Raw genomic sequence first — 19,240 nt, forward strand, 5'->3', positions numbered from 1 at the left:
TGCTTGTGTAACTTGCTTGTATAACTTGCTTATGTTTTATTTCGCTTATCAAATGTGTAAGTCCTATTTATACCTAAAAAGTGCCAGTAGTCATATAAAAGTAAACTAGGGTATTAACTGGCATAATATCGTCCTGCAACAGATATGTTGCAGGAAGTGAATTGAAAAACATACAGTTTAAAACTACATCAATTAGACATAATAACATCAATTAGACGCAGTAACATCAAGTTAGGTAAAATAACGTCTATTTGAGAAAATAAGGTAGATAAAATAAGGAGTGGACATATGGGAAAAAAGATATTTGATAGAATAAAGAAGACAATATGCATTTTGATGCTGGCCTTTTTTGTATCGTCAGTAACTATTGCATCAGTAAGCGCAGCTTCGCAAAAAACTGAGAATCAATGGGGCAATGAAAAGAAGCAGTGGGAAAATGAACAGAATAATTGGGACAAAGAGAAGAGAAACTGGGAAAGCGAAAAGAAAAACTGGGATAATGAGAAGCAGAAATGGAATAATAAGAAACATGGCGACGATTACAAAAAATGGCAAACAAAATATAAAAAATGGCAAGATATCTATAAAAAATGGCAAAATACGTATAATAAATGGCAAACAAACCATAAAAAATGGTTAAATAAATATAATCACAGGTCCCATTGAAACAGACGATGAAAACCAAATGTAAAAAATGGTTATGACTGACTCGTAAAACAATGACTGACTCGTAAAACCCTCTATTGGATTGCAAAACGGAAGATTCTTAACCATTTGTGTTAAAGGATCTTTCTTGGTCGGACTTATGCAGTTGAAAAGCAAAATAAAGCATGAGCAAGTCTATCATATATGTTATTGATTAGACAATTTGAAATTTCATGCTACTTTTTTCTCGATTCAACTGCGCAGGTCCTTATAAAATATCCTGATGACAAATGCATTTTTTCTTAAAAACGAAGTATTTAAGGGCCGAAGTATTTAAGAGTCCTAAGTATTAATCAGTAAATCCTAAGTATTAATTAGTAAATTATTTATAAGATTCTGCTGGAATATAAAGTTCAAAAAAAATTTATTCTTTACATTAAATTCCTATAATCTTTTCTGTTTCTAAAAGTAAGCTTATATTTAATCCAGTTAATTTCAGGACTGTTAACAGGCAAACAGCGTTGAGACAAAAAGAGCAGGAAAACATGGTAATTAACGGAGGTAATCTATGACAGTAAAAACATTAAAGTTAATTTCCCGTTTTGCGATAGGGCTGATTATATTGAGTATTATTCCTTCAGGGGCTTTTGCTTCAGAAAACGAAAACCTGACAAACCTGACGGATCTGATTTATGATCCAGGGTCCTGTCCTTCTTGTCCTGCAGATAATATAAGCGAAGAAAATTTCACTGAAGTTCAGGCAGACATGCTTGACTCAATCAGTAAGAGAATTGCTGAACTTCAAAATCTCTATAGTGAGGTAAGTAAGGTTTCAAATGCATCTGACCTCCAGAATGTTTTGTCTAGAAAAAGGCAGGAAAAGGAGGATTTGGAAAATGACGAAAGGAATATAGAATCTGACGAAATGCAAACGGAGCCTGAGGAAGGGCATGAGTTTTGTCATATCCTGCTTGAAAATATAACTGATGAAAATTTCACTGACGTTCAGGCTGTTATCCTGGATTCCATCCAGTACATGGCTGAGGAGTCCGAAACTGCTCAAACCAGGCTCGTGGAAGCCGGTGAGAGCGGCAAAGCTGAAGAGCTCAACGAGAAAATTACTGAGATTCGAGACCTGTATGCCGAGGTGAGCGAAGCCTCCACTGCAGCAGAACTCAAAGGGGTCCTATTAACCTATGAACAGGAAAAGGCACTTGATTCCATTGAGAAGAAAATAGAGCTTCTTAAAGCCAGAATGAACGAAAGCGAAAACGCAAATGATGAACAGCTCAATAGCAGAATTACTGAACTTACGGCCCTGATCGAAGATCTCAAAGGGGCCGAGTCGTTTGACGAACTAGAGAAAATAATGCACTCAGCTAGGGATACCACAGTGTAAAGCAGAAAACGGATGCCGAAGATTCTGTGCAACAAAAAGTCTTCGGCCCTATTAACCGTCCTGGTTGAATTCAGGATAACCAAACTGAAAATAACACAAGTGGCAGCGTTGAAATCTAACGCAAAAGTCCCAACCTATCGAAAAACTGTAACCTGCCAAAAAGAGAAATATCCTCCTGAACATGACTCTGAGAAATTAATCCTCCTGATAGAACTTCAGTATCTTTGTTTCCCTTTGTCTCAAGATCAGCCTGTTTGACCACGCCGACCACGTTGTTGCCGGGGTTTTCGGTCAAGCCTTTTTTAAAAAGGGTTGTGCTTAAGCCTTTTTTAAAAAGGCTTTTTACCATGCCGACAATCTTTTTCGGAAAAAGCGACGCGGGTTTTAGTATTTCAACTTCAACTTCATTCCGCAGAAAGGACAGAAGTTGGGGGCAGTGGTGAAATTCAGGTTTCTGGAGCAATATGGGCAGGTCAGCACGATTCCTTTTTTCTTCTCGTTAATTGCATTTTGGTGGGCTCTGGACTCCTTGGTTTCTTCAACAGAAATTGAAAGTTCAAGTTCTTTAAGAGAATTCATATTGCAGATATCGCCTGAGATATTTGAAGTTTCAGTCCGAACTTCAGAATCATCATCTGTCATGCAATTCCTAGAAACTGGCTTTGCGCCAGAGATTTCTGTCTCATCCGGAGAGGTTACTGATGAGGAATTGGATTTATTTATTTTTTCAAGAGCTTTCAATGCAGCCCTTCGCACGCAGGCATCTGTACTTTCAGTAGCTCTGACAAGTCCTGAAACTGCCTCTAAGGTACCGATTTTCTCGAGTGAGCAGATAGCGACTTTTTGCATTGAACGATCAGGTTTTTCAAGAATTTCTACCAATTTAGGAACAGCTTGCTGTGCTTTGAGGTCCCCAAGTGCAGAAGCTGCAGCTTCTCTCACTACTGCCTTAGTGTCATCAAGGGCTCTGATAAGCCCTGAAATAGCTTCAATAGTGCCTGATCTTCCAAGGCCCAAAACTGCTGATTCTCTGACCGAATTATCAGGGTCGTTAAGAGCTTTAACCAGCCCTTCTATGGCTTCAGGGGTTCTGCTTTTTCCAAGAGCACAGGTAATCGCCTTCCTTACGGAGTTTTCATATATATCAAAAGCTTTAACCAGTCCCCTGGCCGCTTCCGGAGAACCTATATCTCCCAGTGCATCTGCAGCGCGGCTTCTCAGATACCAGTCAGGGTCATCCAGGGCTCTCAAAAGCCCTGAAACTGCTTCAGGCGTTCCGATCTTCCAAAGAGCTTCAATTGAAACTTTTCTCACATCCCTGCTCGAAGCTCCGAGAGCTTTGACAAGAACAGGCACTGAAGTTGACATACTTACAATTTTACAAAGAGTTTCTGATGCAGTTTCCTGTACAGGTTGCTTTGGGTCCCTGAGGATTTCCATCAGCTCATCAAGCACATCTGACTTGCCTCTTTTTCCCAGTGTTTCGGCAGCTTGCTGCCTTGTTTTGTTATCCGAGTTTTCAATTACCTTTACCAGACAGAGAGCAGCTTCATAAGTGTCAATTTTCCCAAGAGCTATTATTGAAATCCTTCTCAGCGAATTATCTGGATAAGCTAGGGCTTTTTCAAGGCCGTAAATTGCATCTCTTGAACCTATCCTCATCAAGGATTTCACCGCTTCCTTCTGGACAAACCTGTCCCTGTCCTCGAACCCTTTCATAATGCCTGAGATAGCTTCAGGTGTGCCTATTTTTTCAAGGGAAGCAATTGCAGTCTTTTTAACCGGACTATCAGGATCATTAAGTGCATTTATAAGATCAGGGACAGCTTCCGGCGTATTGAGTTTTCCCAGGGCTTCTGCAGCAGCGGTTCTTACTTTCGGATTTGAATCATCCAGCGCTCCAATCAGTGCGGGTAACGCGTAAGGGTCCCCTAGCGTTCCAAGTTTTTCGGCAGCAATTGCCCGGTTTCCCGCAAAGACCGAGCGTTCCAATTTCTTAATAAGATTCTTTATATTATCATCCATTTTCCTTCTATCCCCCATTAGTGTAAAGCTTATCAGGACTAACTATAATATAAAAAACATTTTAAAGTATATCGTCAACAGACTAAATATATATAAAATGTATTCAGTCTTTTAATTCTAAAAGTGGCACTTTCAATTCCTGGTTTTCTAGCCTGTTGTGTATACAATTTTTACATAACTAACCCCATCTGTTTACCGACCCCATTTGTTTACTAATCCCATCTGTTTAAATGAGCTTGATAAGTTGCAAATGTCCATTCTTTACACTATTAAACTCATCCCTTAACAGTTTACGTTTTTAAATATATTACATTCAAAGATATATGAAGTTTTAGATTGTTAATATAAATAATATGTAATTTGGTTGCCTTGCATTTTTTTCAGGTTACTCTCAGGTTACAGGCTTCATTTTAAAAACCTACGTTTAGAGAAAGTGTAGATTTTGAATTGAAAAAGGAAACGTAAAATGAAAAATGAAACAAATTATAAAAAGAAAGATATATGAGAAAGTTTGCCGAGATAAATCAGTAAAACGGAGCCGTAAGCGAAGGGGGATAGTAGTGAGTTGAGAGCAGGATAAACAGGCCAGATACTGGTACTGTGATATTACCATCTATATTCTCGACTCTTTCTATAAGTGTACATACTATTCCTGCAAAGACCCCGGCAAAGCCCATTTTTGCGCCGATAATTATGCAAAGCAGGAGCATACCTACAGTACCTTCCCAGGCTTTTGCCCTTTTGTTATACTTAAGGTTCCTTATTATGTCTGTAATCCCATTCCATATGCCATGAAAAGTACTGGAACCACTCCAAGCCAGAAACTCCTGTCAATGTACCAGGTAAAAAGCACTATCAATCTCCAGCTTAATGTAAAATCAACATCATAGAGGTTTTCGGGGTCCTGGAACCAGTACATTCTCTTGTTGAATTTATGCGGCGGTAGGTTATAAGAGCAAGTCCATAAGCAGTAGCGACCGATAAAGCAGGCTCATGAGCAATAAAGGGGAGTAGCATTGCTGTCAATCAGCCAGCCAGGAAGTGAATTACTTTTCTTGAAAAATACATTGAAGAATTAATCGATCTTCCTTTTTCCAAAGCAGTTTGATATATCTTTTTTGAGAAAATCAAAATCACAAACAGGTTCCAGACTGCAATTGCCTTAAAGACAGGCAGATCTTCCAGTATAGATTTCAATGAAATTTGAAACACAGCCTCCATGATACACTCCACATCTTCTAAATATTAAATTTTTTGAATTTATTACCACCATTTCTGTTGAATAAAATTTCTCATAAAATATCTATAACTGCGAAGACTGGTTACGGAAACCTTTCTAAAAATAAAATTTCCCCATTTTTATTTTTTAACTTTTTTTAAATAAATATAGAAATACCTATATATTTTATAATCTTTGTACTGTCAATGGAGGACCTATATGAGATTCAACAAGCAGATCTTTACAATACTTATTCTATCTCTTTCACTGGCCCTTTTAGGAAGCGGATGCATCTCCGAAGGTGAAGGAGCAGAGGGCAATGCCACACAAGGAATAACCGAAAGCGAGTTTTCTAATATCAGGGAAAATCCGGTAACACCATGGAATCCTGTACCTACAGCACCTGATATTGATCCCACAGCTTATATTGACCCTCAGGCTTCAGTTATAGGAAATGTGACAATAGGTGCCAGTATTATGGTTTCCCCTATGGCATCTATTCGGAGTGATGAAGGAATGCCGATTTTCGTGGGAAGCAGGAGTAATGTCCAGGACGGAGTTGTGCTTCATGCACTTGAGACAATTGATGAGGAAGGTGAACCTGTAGAAAAGAACACTGTTGAAGTTGCCGGCGAGAAATATGCAGTTTATATAGGAGAAAATGTTTCACTTGCTCACCAGTCCCAGGTTCATGGCCCGGCTTCCGTAGGCAACGATACTTTCATTGGTATGCAAGCTTTCGTTTTTAAGTCAAAGATAGGAAACAACTGCGTACTTGAGCCTACAGCAGCAGCAATTGGTGTAACTGTTCCTGACGGAAGGTATATTCCAGCAGGTGTGGTTGTCACTTCCCAGGAAGAAGCAGATAAGCTGCCAGAAATTACTGAAGATTATGCATACAAACATACTAATGAAGCCGTAGTGTATGTAAACGTCCATCTGGCTGAGGGATACAACAAAGCCTCATAACCAGAAACTGTTTACACAGCAGGGAATTAATTTAAATAAAAAAGTCAATTGGTTGAAACCAAAAAGCTTAGTTAATCTTAAGTTTTGCCCGAGATTCCAGCCTTTATCCTTTTCGGGTAAAACTTCTATTTTACTTTCAGATTTCTTTCCTAAATTGGCGAAAATAAGGTTTATTTTCCAATTATAATATTGTCTTATCTTTTAATATATAAATACAATTATAAGCTCATATTAATCAATATAAATAATCAATTTTTTCAACAAATTAGCAATTAAATACAATTATAAGTTTATATTAATAAATATAAATAATCAATTTTTTCAACAAATTAGTAATTAATTATTTATATGGATAACACTATCTTTTTTAAGTTAACGGTGGTAATTTATGAAAATCGCATACAGGTACTTTTCTTTATTCTTAACGCTCGTACTTCTTACGTTACCTGCAGTAGCGGAACCAGGCGTCGCATCCGACTATAGTAATTTTACGGAAGATGAAACTTATACTAATAGCCCTGTAGAAAATATTACTTTTCTTACTGACAGCTCCGAATCAGAATTGTTTCCTGTATGGACTGCCGATGGAAATTCTATTCTGTATACGGTTCACAGGGACGGATCCGATAATTTAGAATCGTATAAAATGAAAGCAAACGGAAGTGAAATAGAGCGAACAGGCATTGGGGAGGGAAACCTTGCCGGCTTTAGCGATATAAATCCTAATGGAACCGAATTGCTTTCAACGAAATTAAATGGTTCCCAAACCGGCCTTTATCTTGTGAATCTAGAAAACGGAACTGTAACCCCGGTTGCGGATGATCCTGACAAATCCGAAGGTTGGGGTTCATGGTGCCGCCTTGGAAAAAAAATCGTGTATACTCAGAAGTCAGGGGATGCCCCTTCCGAGCTCTGGATAGTTAATCGGGATGGAAGCGATAAGAAAAGGCTCGGTACTTCCGAAAATGTCGGAATGGGAAAAGACTGGTGCCCTCTTGGCCTGAAAATAGTATACAGTGCTAATGATTCTAAAGAGGAACCTGATCTATGGACAATAGAATGGCATGGCACAAACCAAACTCAGCTTACCGATACTCCATACGGGGAATGGGATCCCTCTTATAGTCCAGATGGAAAAAGAATAGTATACATATCCGACGAAGGAGGAAAGCCTGAAATCTGGCTTCGTGATACCAAAGGAAGCTATAAGGTCATGCTTACAAACAATATCGGAGTAATCGACTCAAGCCCCAGATGGAGTCCTGACGGCTCAAAAATAGTTTTTACGGTACATAGGATGCAGAATATTTTGGAAAATTCTACAGTAAATGGTTCGAGTTCTGTTTTACTTAATGGTTATATCAGTAATATGATTACGGATAATTCTACGATGATGGATAATTCTACAATGGCAAATAATTCTATAATTGGTGGCTCAGATATTGCTGTTATAGAACTTGAACCTTTATTAAGCATTTTAGACTCTACTTCAGAAAATGGTTTAGATAATTTTACAATTAGTGGCTCAGATACCGTAGTTATAGATCCTGGATCTACATCTTCGGCCTCTCCTCTTTAAATAATTTCCAGATAATATTTAACAGAGGCTGAAGTCGATGATTTTAGTAAGGCTCAGAAAAAAAGAACTACTATTATTTTTAGATTGATTTCTTAAACTTTGAGCGCGATCATCGAACTCTATATCATCGAAATCCATATATCTGAACTCCACACGACTGATATCTATTATAGCATGTCTGTCATGGAAACTGAAGGATGGAAATTAAAGGCATTGGCGTCGATCCATCCTACTTTCCATTTTTGTTCTTTTATTCTTTAATTATTCATCCAGCCCTTTTCTTCCAAAAATGTAATTTGCAACCCTTATAGCATCTATTTCTCCGGTTTCCTTTTCCGGAGAGTCGCTCAGTTTTACGACAGGAATACCGTCAATGCTGTGCAGCTTTATGACCATGTTAAGAGGAGGGCTTTCTCGGAAAAAATCGGAGTTGTTGGTAAGGCTTGTGCCTATGCCGAAACTGCAGTTGATTTTACCTTCACAATATTTTTTGAGCTGGATAGCCGTATCCGCATTGAGGGCATCACTGAAAACAATTAACTTTTTCATGGGATCTATGCCCATTTTCCGGTAGTGCTCTATCACAGCATCCACAAAATCGTAAGGGTCTCCGCTGTCGTGCCTGAACCCGTCGTAAACTTTTGACAACCTCAGGTCCATATCTTTAAAAAAGGCTTTTGAGCCGAAAGTGTCCGTAAGGGCGATTCCCAGGTCCCCTTTATAAACATCTATCCAGTTTTCAAAAGCAAACCGGTTTGCATACCTTAGCCCTACAAGTGCTGAGGTACCCATAATCCATTCGTGCCCGACAGTTCCGATCGGTTTCAGGCCGTATTTTTTTGCAAAATACACATTGCTTGTTCCTGTCAGGGTTTTTATCCCTGTCAGGGTTTTCATCACATGGTCGTGGAGTTCGGAACTTCTTCGCCTGCGGGTCCCAAATTCCGAAAAAAGACAGTTGTTTTCCTCAAGGGCTTTTCCCATCTCAAGAATTTTATTTTCATAGGCAGTCAATACGGATTCGGAAGTACAACCCTTTTGGGAATCTCTATTCCACTCTTTTTCAATGGTTGTGAAATATAGTTCCGAAACCGTAGCCATAAGGACAATTTCCCAGAGAATCGTGCTGTGCCAGGGTCCTTTTATCCGAATGTCCAGATCTTTTTCTTCGGTAAGGCAGACTTTTACCTCACCTGGCTTGAAGCGGAAATTCTTAAGATATTCAAGGTACATGGGTTTCAGGTAAGGGCATTTCTCTGAAAGCCAGTTGTATTCTTCTTCTGTTAATGCTAATTTCGAGATCTCTTCGCGTATAGTCCTTTTCAGTTCTTCTACAAACTCCGTAGTAAAGCGCTGGGAACCCCGGTTAGTAAACCGGTATTCAGCCTCAGCTTTAGGAAAAAGTTCAAGCACTGCAAGTTGCATGGTGAATTTATAAAGGTCGTTATCAAGTATGGATTGTATCACAGAAGGTCTTCCTGTAGCGTTTTAAATGCTTCTAAAGCAAATATTTTTTATTTAATTACACCTTTTGCTCCAGATATATAACGGTTTTATTTTTAAAATTTCTGACACACGTGTATAACTTCTGTGGACAAAGTCAGGTTTTCTTTATTAGCTTTCAGAAAATAGAAAAGATTTTTTGAGAAAAGATTTTTTGAGAAAAGATTTTTTGAGAAAAGATTTTTTGAGATAAGGCTTTTTCGGGCTTCACGCCAAACAAATAATTACGTGAAAAGCGATACTTATTCCGGATACTAATTTAGAGAGGTATTTGGGGAGATGAAAAGAGAAGTGAAGTTCGCAACAAAATGTGTACATGCCGCAGAAAAGCCGGATCCGGTTTTTGGGGCGCATACAACTCCGATATTCCAGACTTCAACGTTCATTTTTGAGAATGCCAGGCAGGGAGCAGCGAGGTTTGCAGGAGATGAATCCGGGTACGTATATGCCAGAATTCCTCCAAATACTCCCACGCATGCGGTTCTCGCTGAAAAATTTGCTGCGCTTGAAGGTGGGGAAGCGGGGCAGACCTTTGCCTCTGGAATGGCAGCGATCACTGCAATTGCGTTAACTGCCCTGAAGCAGGGAGACCACCTTATCTCAACGGATGTGGTATACGGCTGCACCTACAGCCTCTTTTCTCAGGTTTTGCCAGGGCTTGGAATAGAGGTCAGTTTCATCGACACTTCTAAAACCGAAAATGTAAAGCGAGTTTTCAAACCCGAAACAAAAATGGTTTTTCTTGAGAGTCCTGCCAATCCTACGCTTACCGTGTGTGATATTACCGAAATAGCCAGGATAACCGGAGAAAACGGGGCCCTCTGCGTTGTGGACAACACTTTTGCAACGCCTTATTTCCAGAGACCTCTTGAGCTTGGGGCGGACCTTTCCCTAAGTAGCTGTACAAAATATATAGGCGGCCACGCAGATCTCCTTGGCGGAATCGTTGCAGGAAATAGGGATTTTATAGACCGAATGTCCACAATTGTCGGATATACGGGAGGCATTATGGGTCCTCATGAAGCCTGGCTCTGCATAAGAGGGCTTAAAACCCTGCATATCCGGATGGAAAAGCACGCTGAAAATTCAATGAAGGTTGCGGAATTTCTTGAATCCCGACCCGAGGTAGATTGGGTCAGGTATCCAGGACTTCCAGGGCATCCTCAGCACGAACTTGCACGCAAGCAAATGAGTGGGTTCAGCGGGATGCTCTCTTTTGAGGTAAAGGGCGGAATTGAAGCCGGGAGGAAGCTCATGGACAATGTAAAGCTCTGTTCTCTTGCTGTGAGCCTCGGAGCTACGGATACCCTTATTCAGCACCCTGCATCGATGACTCATGCATGTGTTCCTCATGAAGTAAGAAAGAGTGTAGGCATAACTGACGGGCTTGTCAGGCTCTCGGTAGGGATTGAAGATTACGAAGACATAATTGAAGACCTCAAACAGGCCCTTAAGGCAATTTAAGCCAGCTCTTGAAGCAATTTAAGTCTTCCAGACCTAAATGTGTTACCTGTTTAATGGCCGAGCTGTGGTTACTTATTTCATGACCTAATCACTGTTACTTATTTCATTTTCAAACTCAGATAAGGTATATGTGCTGTAGAAATAATCATTCATTTGTGAAATTAAGTACTCAAAATTGTACCTGTAATATCAATTTTGAAATATCTGGAAAGTTAAATCCGGAAAATTAAGTCTGGAAAGTTAAATCCAAAAAATTAAGTCTGGAAAATTTAAAAGTAAGGTTAAAGCCGTAAAGTTAAAACTCGGGGGGAGTTTCATATGAAGGCACTCATATTCGGAGCCGATGGTTTTGAAGATCTTGAACTTTTCTATCCTTACCACCGCTTGAAAGAAGAGAGGATTACAACACATATAGCTTCAATGAAGAAGGGGCTAATAAAAGGAAAGCATGGTTATGAGGTCAATGTAGACATTGCTTTTAAAGACATAAACCCTGAAGATTATGGTATTCTTGTAATATCCGGAGGAAAAGGCCCCGAAAAAATGAGGCTTGACGAGAATGCACTTGAGATTACAAGACACTTTTTCAAAGAAAACAAACCGGTTGCTGCAATTTGCCATGGTCCACAGGTTCTCGTCTCTGCAGGCGTTATAAAAGGCAAGAAAGCAACCTGCTGGCTAGGGATAAGGGATGACATCATAGCCGCAGGAGCACTTTACGAAGATACAGAAGTTGTAATTGACGGAAATTTTGTATCTTCAAGAAGCCCTGCTGACCTTCACGCCTTTGGAAGAGAAATGATTAAGCTACTAAAGTAAACAGTTTTTGTTTCTTCCTTATCCTTTAATCATTTATGATACAGTTTTTGTTTCCTCTTTCTCCTTTAACTATTTATTTTTTTGTCTGTAGCTTTTTTAGCTCCGTTTTAGTTTTTCCTTCTCGAATTTATGCTTCTTCCACCCCGTCACTAATTATCACTAACTAATAGACATATCAATAGACATTTTTCGGAATGAATGAAAATTTGATCGCAATTATCAAACTATTTCCTCTGAAAAAATACGTTGTCAATATAAATTTTTTGTATTTTATACATGTGCCAAAGGCTTATGAGGGTTTCTACAAATTAAGGTCTCATTTTCAATTAGGCCATCAATGTCTGTTACCAACCCTTTTTATATTTCTTTGGAAGTTTCTGCTCCTTATTATTAGCTTTTCTTTCACGCGTCGATCTCTTAGCTTTTTTTGATTCAGATGTTTCATGCTTCAAAATATTTGAGCCTTGATTTTTTCTGGTTTTAGTATCTTCAAAAGAAGACGGCTTAGTATCTTCTTCCTCTTTTTTAACAAGCTTTTTCATGCTATCTAGCATTTTCTTAAAAGGATTTTTTCTTTTTTCGGGATTATTGTGCGAACTATTAGGGTTATTATCAGCCATAAATTATCAACCATAAAACTGCATACTTTTTTATTATCTTATTATTTTCGTAAGCAACATTAGGATTAGCAGGTAAATGCTAACAACAATGAATATGAATTGTTGCAAAGATATTTTAGAGAATTACTGCATCGTGCATTAATTTATTTATATACTTAACTACATATGTAGTAGTGTGAAACAGTATAAAACTATTCGACTCTCAAAAAGTGTATTTTCAGACCTGAAAGCCTTGCAAAAAGATGGTGAATCGATTCCAGATACCGTCAGAAGAATACATAATGATTACTTGGATTGTATTGAAGAAATTCAGTACAGATATTCAAGAGATCTGATGAATGACGGGTCATTTACTCAGTATATTTCTATCACTGCGAGTGATAACAGTAGGTACGGTCCACGATATAATGAATATTTCATGAAGATCGGAGACGATATGAATGACATCGTTAGGCTTCCAAAAGACGTTCTTGATGAAATTAGATGGATGCCGCAACACCCCGATGAGATATTCAATACTACCATGTTCACTTTGATATCTATTGAAAAGGCTTTGATGGAATGGAATAGAGAAGATAAAAAATAAAACTGATGTGTCTCTCTTTGAGCTCATCCCAAAACTCAAAATTATTTCTCTTGACCTCAATAAATAATAACTAGAGTTTCTTATCGTGAGAAATGGTTCTGGATTTCTGTTCAATTTCAGAATAAAAATTGGTTTTGAGATAAGTTCTTTTTAAAGTTTTTGATGTTTATACAGTTCTTATATCTGTTATGTTTACTGACTTACAATTCAATCAACTTCGTTACTCCGTTTTCTAATCCTTCAATACGGTAGCCAGGAAATGAAATATCTTAATTGCTCCTTCCTTTAAAGATTTTTTTCTGGATATATTTGGTCCGTCTGGCTAGAGTGATATTACTGGCTTTTGCACGTGGTTACTGGCCGGGTTACGATACTACGATTGAGTTAGCTGTCACGATTATCCCAAGATAACAATGTATAAAAAAACTCTTTTAATTATCTTCATGATGTCAATAAGCTATTTACCGTGCAAATGTATATATTTTAAAACTGTTTATAAGTTATTATCTAATTTATAAAGTAATTGTAAAAGATTTTTTAGCTAACAACCTATTCATAAACTCGAAATATCAGGAGGTTACCATGAAAGACTCTGAAGTAAAAGTGTTGGACGAAAATGACTATATTTTTATTAAAGCATTAAATAATCTTGGAATGTCACGAAATGCCGCTACAACCATGGCATATCTTATGAATGTAGATGAAGCTTCATCCCGGGAAATTGAAATAAGTACCGGATTAAGGCAACCCGAAGTCAGTCTTGCAATGAGATTAATGTGCAACCATTCCTGGGTTAATATGCGCTCGGAAAAAAAGCCTGGAAAAGGGAGACCGATGAAAATATATTCTCTTGCTGTTTCGGTTGAAGAGATCATAAGTTATTACGAAGATAGGATTTACAAAGAATCTCAAGCAACCATATCAGCAATCAAAAAGCTGAAAGTGATGAGCAAACAAGTGCCTCTTACATCTTTAAAATGAAAAAATTCAAACAGAGCTAGCTCCATAATGGTTGACAATCTTTTTTGGAATTCACTATTATGGAGTGGAAAAAACATTTAATATTGACAGCTTGCTCGTGTGTAATTTCGTTTAGCTTTTCAATCTCTCATTTTTATTGTGCGGCTGGTTCTTTGAAAAGCAAAGTCTTAACGCCAGATGCTCCGAAATATCCTTATTCCAAGCAATAGTTGCTATTGTAAGTAGCTTCCAGGTATATGCTTGCGGTTATATCTGCGGATTATAAGCCTTCAATTTTAGTGCAAAAATAGCTATCACGAATTCCCCCAATGCGTGCTCCAGTTCAGTCTGGTTTTAGTGGCTCTTATTAGCTACTTTTTTTCTGTAGTTAATCTAATTCGATTAAATTGTGAGTCAATAATAAGGCTGCGACCTCATTTAATGTCAGTTTAAGTTCTGACTTTCCCTGAAATAGTTCATCATGGATCGCAGTTAAATACTTTTTATTCGGCGGAATATACCAGTAGGGATGTGATAAAACCCCATTTTCATAAATTAACGATAATTCCTCTATTTTGTTCAAGACAGCTTTTTTATCCATAGTTCCTTCGAAAATAATGTTTATAGTTCTCTCAAGCTCCTAGATAAAAGATATACGTTTTCCAATGTTAGGGTTCTCTCTTAAGTTCCCCATTTATCTCATATATCTTATATTAACTCTCTTATATATTCTTCTAAAATTGCTATTTTGTTTTATTTCAGTCGTTTAGCAAAATAGCAGAAACCTTCTCACAATCCTGTTTTTAAGCCTGTTACGAGTGTATGCCCCGCTACGAGCGTATGCTTATCTTCCTGAATATGAAAGTCAGAGAAAAAATTAGAGGACGAACACTCGGCTGGCACAGCTCTAGCAGCGAAACTGGGACATGATACCTATTATTTAAATATCGAGGGCTATATCTAGTATCAAGATGATCGACGAAGCGCTGAGGGTTTTTAAAGATCTTGACTCTAAGGATTTCAGGATCCTGACTGGCATTGAAACCGGAATGAAGCATTATGAATGGGTGCCAATGGAAGAACTGAATAAATATACCAGGATGCCCTTTGAGAAGCTGGAATATAAACTAAAAAAGCTTGTGCGGAATAAGCTTGTGATCAGGACTACCCAGCCTTACGAAGGTTTTCAGATTTACTTTGAAGGGTATGATGTCCTTGCCCTTAATGCCTTTGTCAAGAGAAAGAGTATCAGTGCAATAGGAGACGAAGTAGGGGTAGGAAAGGAATCGGTTATCTATGAAGCAATCCTTCCGCCTGAGCTTGCAATTGGGGAACCTGTTCCGGTTGTAATCAAGTTTCACAGGGAAGGAAGGACAAGTTTTAAACAGATAAAACGTGTGCGTGAGCACCTGGGAGAAAGGGAACACTTTTCCTGGATCTATGCAGCCAGGCTTGCAGCCCAGCGGGAGTACGATATCATGACCACTCTGTATTCAGAGGTCTCAATTCCAAAGCCCTTTGACCACAACAGGCATGCAATAGTCATGGAGCTTGCAAAAGGTAGCCTTCTTTCAAAAACAAAACTTATTGACCCCGAATGGTATCTAGATGAGATCCTTAAACAGGTGAAAATTACCTATTCACTGGGAGTCATCCATGCCGATTTAAGTGAGTATAATATCTTTGTTTCCGAAGATGGCATCCAGCTAATTGACTGGCCTCAGTATGTCACTCCTGAACATCCCCACGCCGACGAAATTCTCGAAAGGGACGTTTCAAATATCCTGACTCATTTTTTCCGAAAATACGGAATTAAAAGGGAGCTTGATGAAACAATCCGCGAAATTAAGAGTCAGGCAGGCAAAAACACAGAGGATATAAAAAAAGGCACAGAAAGCGAGACTAGTAGAGGTACTGTAGAAGAAGGGGAGCTTGAAGAAGCTCTGGAAGAAGATTTTGAAGAGGATATTTTCCAGGAAGAAGACTTTGAGGTCGAAAGTTTCGAAGCTGAAGAATTTGAGGCTGAGAAATTTGAGGCTGAAATAATCAAATCCGACGAAACTGAAGCAGAAAATCGAAAAATACAGAATCCCAAAAAAGCTGCCTCGAAAAAAGAGACTACAGATAAAGAGTAAATTGAGGTTTTGGTATTTTTCTTTAAATTACTTATTTTCCAAATAATAATCACAAAAGGTGATTTTACAAAAATATTGTCTATTTGTTTTTTAAATAAATTTTTAATACTTATCGTATGGATTATACCTGATTAAGGCTATTTTAAGTTAGTAATCTAGAAACAAGCCATAAAAAGGTATGATACATAACAAAAATTATTGAGAAGAAAGTCAAATATTTATTGCTACAACTGAGTGATTTTTTAGGGGTTGCAAAAACAATAGTTGTAAGCCTGAAGAGCATTGAAGGTAGACAAATATGAAAAACTATTTAGAAAAAAGTAAAAGACAAAAAGGAAAATATAAGAGTTTATACTCTTCACACCAACCAGTTACTACTCAACCAGTTACTACTCAACCAGTTACTACTTATAGATTTTATAAGTCACCTTTTTGAAAAATCAACATCTTCAACCACTTGCTTTTCAACATATTAAAACATTCAAGTGACATTTAGGCAATATTTTTGCACTAAACTCTTCGCTTGATTCTTATTTCAATGACCTTCTTCTCTAATTGGTACGCTTGCCTCAAAATTAACTCGAACAAAAGTCTTCTGGTCTAAAATGTTAATGGAACTCAATAAATTACTTGGTTCAAGATTATAATCTATTTTATATTGTTTTAGTTCACTCTTTCTATTTTATATTCTTCTTAATATTTTACTAAAAACCGTCATTTTGTTTATTATTACTTCAATTTATTAAGTTCTTTCAATGAGTAACATATTACACTAGTTAACATTGTAATAACTGGAGTTTTAATCAATAGATGATAATTATTAAAGTATAACCAAAAAAAATTTAAAAATAACTTCAAAAGATAAAACGACAAATGAACAAATATGAGAGAAAAGGTATCATGAAAAGTAAAATCGTAATTTGCATATTCTTATTAAGCATTACCATAGCGAGCCTTGGATGCAGTTCGCAGTCAGATGGGTCACAAGAGAGTTCTCAACTAAATGACACGAAAAATGAGATTGCTGGAGATCTCAAGGACATAGAAGGCACCTGGATGGGAAATTTAACAGCCCCAGGTGGATTGGAGTTAAGGATTGTGTTCAATATTTCTACTAATTCTGATGGGTCTATCAATGCCAGTATGGACAGCCCTGATCAGGGAGTAAGCGGCATACCTGTTGAAAGTGTTAGTTATAAGGATGGTAACCTGAACCTTGGAGTAAAATCCATAAAGGGAAGTTTTGAAGGGATATATAAGGAGAATAACAAAACCATAGAAGGAGAATGGAAGCAAGCAGGATCAGCTTTTCCACTTGTGCTTGAAAGGGTCGAGAAAGTTCCTGAAATGCACCGAGAACAGGACCCGGTAAAGCCTTATCCGTATACCGAAGAAGAAGTTGTTTATGAAAATAAAGAAGCAGGAGTAAAGCTGGCAGGAACGTTAACTCTTCCGCAGTCAGAGGGGCCTTTCCCGGCAGTCATACTCATAACGGGTTCAGGCCAGCAAAATCGTAATGAGGAAATTGCGGGTCATCGCCCGTTCCTTGTACTTTCAGACTATCTGACGCGACAGGGAATTGCCGTGCTTCGGGTCGATGATCGAGGTATTGGAGGTTCAACCGGAAACTTTTCACAGGCTACAACTGAGGACTTTGCTGGAGATGTACTCACAGGAGTTGAATACCTCAAAAATCGCAAGGAGATCGATCCAGGTCGAATTGGACTGATTGGACACAGCGAAGGAGGGCTGATTGCCCCTATGGTAGCAGTAAAGTCTCCTGATGTTGCATTCATTGTACTCATGGCTGGTCAGGGAATTACCGGGGAAGAGATTTCATACCTCCAGAGTGACCTGATTTACAGGGCAGAAGGGGTAGACAATGAAACCATCGCGCATAACGAAGCTCTGTTGAGAAGAATGTATTCTGTGGTAAAAGAAGAACAGAATAACACAGCAGCTGAGGAAAAGCTTCGGGAGATTCTAAAAGCCGAGATGGCAAATACAAGTGAGCAGAAAATAGAAAGTTCAGACCATTCCGAGGCTGTCATTGACGCTCAAGTAACAGCACTCACCTCGCCATGGATGCGCTTTTTCCTTACATATGATCCCAGGCCAACCTTAATGAAAGTCAAATGTCCTGTCTTGGCTATAAATGGAGAAAAAGACCTTCAGGTTCCGCCTGAAGAAAATCTCAAGGCTATAGATGAAGCTCTCAAGGCTGGAGGTAATAAAGACTATACAGTTAAAGAACTGCCAGGTCTCAACCATTTATTCCAGACCGCTAAAACAGGGTTTCCCTCAGAGTACTCAAAAATAGAAGAGACAATTTCTCCGGCTGCTCTGGAGATTATAGGGAACTGGATCTCGGAACATACACAGTGAAAATCAAAACAAGAAATTTAAAAAGTTATAGGGTGAAGGGAGAATAATAGTACTGTAAATGTATAGACATCTTTTTATTGTAACTTTTCCTTCCTCTTTTACGATATTGATTAATATTTATAATCTTTGTTTCTATTATGTAATTATTAATAACGATTTCTACTAAAATATATCTATCTATCTGTTATATATTGAGTATACAGGCAAAATATATCTTTAAATATCCTCTTACATATTTATAAAATTCGAAGTTGTTCTAAAATAGCTAGACAAAGGATTTACTTTCCACTGGCCACTAATAAAATAGGCAGATAATATTATTTAAAAGCCTATATTCCGTCTATTATTCTATATTTTAATTAAACAAAGATAATCAGAGTTTTTAAATAAATATATGACTTTAATAAAGCAGGTATGTGAAAAAAAGTATCATCCAGCAGGCTTTTTTGAATATAAGTAACTACATTAACTTTTTAGGAGATAAAACTTTCAGAAAAGGCCTTCATTTGGTTTTTAACTAACGAGAGATATAGTTACGTACAATTTGTAATATTATCATCTTTCAGTATATAAAATAAAGCATTATAAAGCTTTAAATTCCATTTTTGAGTTTTATAAAAGTACATAAAAAAAAGTAAGCTTATATATTAGTTTATCCAGTTAACTCCTGTTACGGATATTCTCAACAAATATAAGTATATCAGGAGGAAAAAAATGAATTTTAACAGAAAGTCAATATGGAAAATTACGGCATCTGTTTCTGTTATATTAATGTTATTGATATTAGGGATTTCTTCAGCTTCGGCATGTCCAGCCAAATCTACTGCCGAATCTACTGACTATAATTATACATATGTCTCATCCCATAGCAACTGCGACAACGCCGAGTGTGAAGGAAACTGCTGTGATGAGTGTGCAGATGTTTGTGGCCA

At 37.8% G+C, this 19,240-nt stretch carries 18 protein-coding genes; 11 read left to right on the forward strand and 7 right to left on the reverse strand.

The genetic code is table 11. The annotated features are described in order from the left end of the window. Nucleotides 1-288: 288 nt before the first annotated feature. Together A9239_RS04195 and A9239_RS04200 are read left to right on the forward strand one after the other, a co-directional pair. A complete protein-coding gene (locus A9239_RS04195; RefSeq protein WP_048118797.1) occupies nucleotides 289-666 on the forward strand; it encodes a hypothetical protein in 378 nt (125 codons plus the stop codon). A gap of 547 nt (nucleotides 667-1,213) precedes the next feature. After that, nucleotides 1,214-2,044 (forward strand): hypothetical protein, encoded by an 831-nt coding sequence (locus tag A9239_RS04200; protein ID WP_048118795.1) that lies wholly within the window; start codon nucleotides 1,214-1,216, stop codon nucleotides 2,042-2,044. 115 nt (nucleotides 2,045-2,159) lie between these two features. Here the strand turns inward: A9239_RS04200 and A9239_RS04205 are convergent, their stop codons facing one another. The 4 genes from A9239_RS04205 to A9239_RS20145 form a co-directional block, all read right to left on the reverse strand. After that, a complete protein-coding gene (locus tag A9239_RS04205) occupies nucleotides 2,160-2,393 on the reverse strand; it encodes a hypothetical protein (RefSeq protein ID WP_048118785.1) in 234 nt (77 codons plus the stop codon). Between the two features lie 35 nt (nucleotides 2,394-2,428). After that, entirely contained in the window at nucleotides 2,429-4,069 is a 1,641-nt protein-coding gene (locus tag A9239_RS04210) for a HEAT repeat domain-containing protein (protein WP_048118781.1), read from the reverse strand. A gap of 524 nt (nucleotides 4,070-4,593) precedes the next feature. After that, complete coding sequence (locus A9239_RS20140; RefSeq protein WP_230629226.1) at nucleotides 4,594-4,779, reverse strand: hypothetical protein; 186 nt, start codon at nucleotides 4,777-4,779, stop codon at nucleotides 4,594-4,596. 53 nt (nucleotides 4,780-4,832) lie between these two features. After that, nucleotides 4,833-4,988 (reverse strand): hypothetical protein, encoded by a 156-nt coding sequence (locus tag A9239_RS20145; RefSeq protein ID WP_230629225.1) that lies wholly within the window; start codon nucleotides 4,986-4,988, stop codon nucleotides 4,833-4,835. 519 nt (nucleotides 4,989-5,507) lie between these two features. Between A9239_RS20145 and A9239_RS04220 the strand changes: the two genes are divergently transcribed. After that, nucleotides 5,508-6,257 (forward strand): carbonic anhydrase, encoded by a 750-nt coding sequence (locus tag A9239_RS04220; RefSeq protein ID WP_048155070.1) that lies wholly within the window; start codon nucleotides 5,508-5,510, stop codon nucleotides 6,255-6,257. 388 nt (nucleotides 6,258-6,645) lie between these two features. After that, nucleotides 6,646-7,836 (forward strand): TolB family protein, encoded by a 1,191-nt coding sequence (locus A9239_RS04225; RefSeq protein WP_048118778.1) that lies wholly within the window; start codon nucleotides 6,646-6,648, stop codon nucleotides 7,834-7,836. Nucleotides 7,837-8,097: 261 nt separating this feature from the next. On the opposite strand, the gene pncB is transcribed toward A9239_RS04225, so the two are convergent. Next, nucleotides 8,098-9,303, reverse strand: coding sequence for a nicotinate phosphoribosyltransferase (gene pncB / locus A9239_RS04230; protein ID WP_048118776.1), 1,206 nt, complete (start codon nucleotides 9,301-9,303; stop codon nucleotides 8,098-8,100). 315 nt (nucleotides 9,304-9,618) lie between these two features. Between pncB and A9239_RS04235 the strand changes: the two genes are divergently transcribed. Both A9239_RS04235 and A9239_RS04240 read left to right on the forward strand, forming a co-directional pair. Next, nucleotides 9,619-10,803 (forward strand): PLP-dependent aspartate aminotransferase family protein, encoded by a 1,185-nt coding sequence (locus A9239_RS04235; protein WP_048155073.1) that lies wholly within the window; start codon nucleotides 9,619-9,621, stop codon nucleotides 10,801-10,803. Nucleotides 10,804-11,121: 318 nt separating this feature from the next. Next, nucleotides 11,122-11,622: a type 1 glutamine amidotransferase domain-containing protein gene (locus tag A9239_RS04240; protein ID WP_048118770.1), complete on the forward strand. Its 501-nt coding sequence runs from the start codon at nucleotides 11,122-11,124 to the stop codon at nucleotides 11,620-11,622. 344 nt (nucleotides 11,623-11,966) lie between these two features. On the opposite strand, the gene A9239_RS04245 is transcribed toward A9239_RS04240, so the two are convergent. Beyond that, on the reverse strand, nucleotides 11,967-12,242 hold the full coding sequence (locus A9239_RS04245; protein WP_048118767.1) for a hypothetical protein: 276 nt from the start codon (nucleotides 12,240-12,242) through the stop codon (nucleotides 11,967-11,969). A gap of 175 nt (nucleotides 12,243-12,417) precedes the next feature. Between A9239_RS04245 and A9239_RS04250 the strand changes: the two genes are divergently transcribed. Then, complete coding sequence (locus tag A9239_RS04250) at nucleotides 12,418-12,828, forward strand: hypothetical protein (protein ID WP_048118766.1); 411 nt, start codon at nucleotides 12,418-12,420, stop codon at nucleotides 12,826-12,828. Nucleotides 12,829-13,410: 582 nt separating this feature from the next. Then, a complete protein-coding gene (locus A9239_RS04255; protein WP_048155076.1) occupies nucleotides 13,411-13,809 on the forward strand; it encodes a transcriptional regulator protein in 399 nt (132 codons plus the stop codon). A gap of 367 nt (nucleotides 13,810-14,176) precedes the next feature. Here the strand turns inward: A9239_RS04255 and A9239_RS04260 are convergent, their stop codons facing one another. Further along, nucleotides 14,177-14,389, reverse strand: coding sequence for a hypothetical protein (locus A9239_RS04260; RefSeq protein WP_048118764.1), 213 nt, complete (start codon nucleotides 14,387-14,389; stop codon nucleotides 14,177-14,179). Nucleotides 14,390-14,759: 370 nt separating this feature from the next. Between A9239_RS04260 and A9239_RS04265 the strand changes: the two genes are divergently transcribed. The 3 genes from A9239_RS04265 to A9239_RS18785 form a co-directional block, all read left to right on the forward strand. After that, nucleotides 14,760-15,923 (forward strand): serine/threonine-protein kinase RIO2, encoded by a 1,164-nt coding sequence (locus A9239_RS04265; protein WP_048118763.1) that lies wholly within the window; start codon nucleotides 14,760-14,762, stop codon nucleotides 15,921-15,923. Nucleotides 15,924-16,823: 900 nt separating this feature from the next. Then, entirely contained in the window at nucleotides 16,824-18,308 is a 1,485-nt protein-coding gene (locus A9239_RS04270; protein WP_230669075.1) for a S9 family peptidase, read from the forward strand. A 714-nt stretch (nucleotides 18,309-19,022) separates the two neighbouring features. Next, on the forward strand, nucleotides 19,023-19,240 hold a 218-nt coding region (locus A9239_RS18785; RefSeq protein ID WP_141706361.1), incomplete at its 3' end, for a hypothetical protein.

It is taken from the genome of Methanosarcina sp. A14, assembly GCF_001729375.1.
Taxonomy (GTDB): domain Archaea; phylum Halobacteriota; class Methanosarcinia; order Methanosarcinales; family Methanosarcinaceae; genus Methanosarcina; species Methanosarcina barkeri.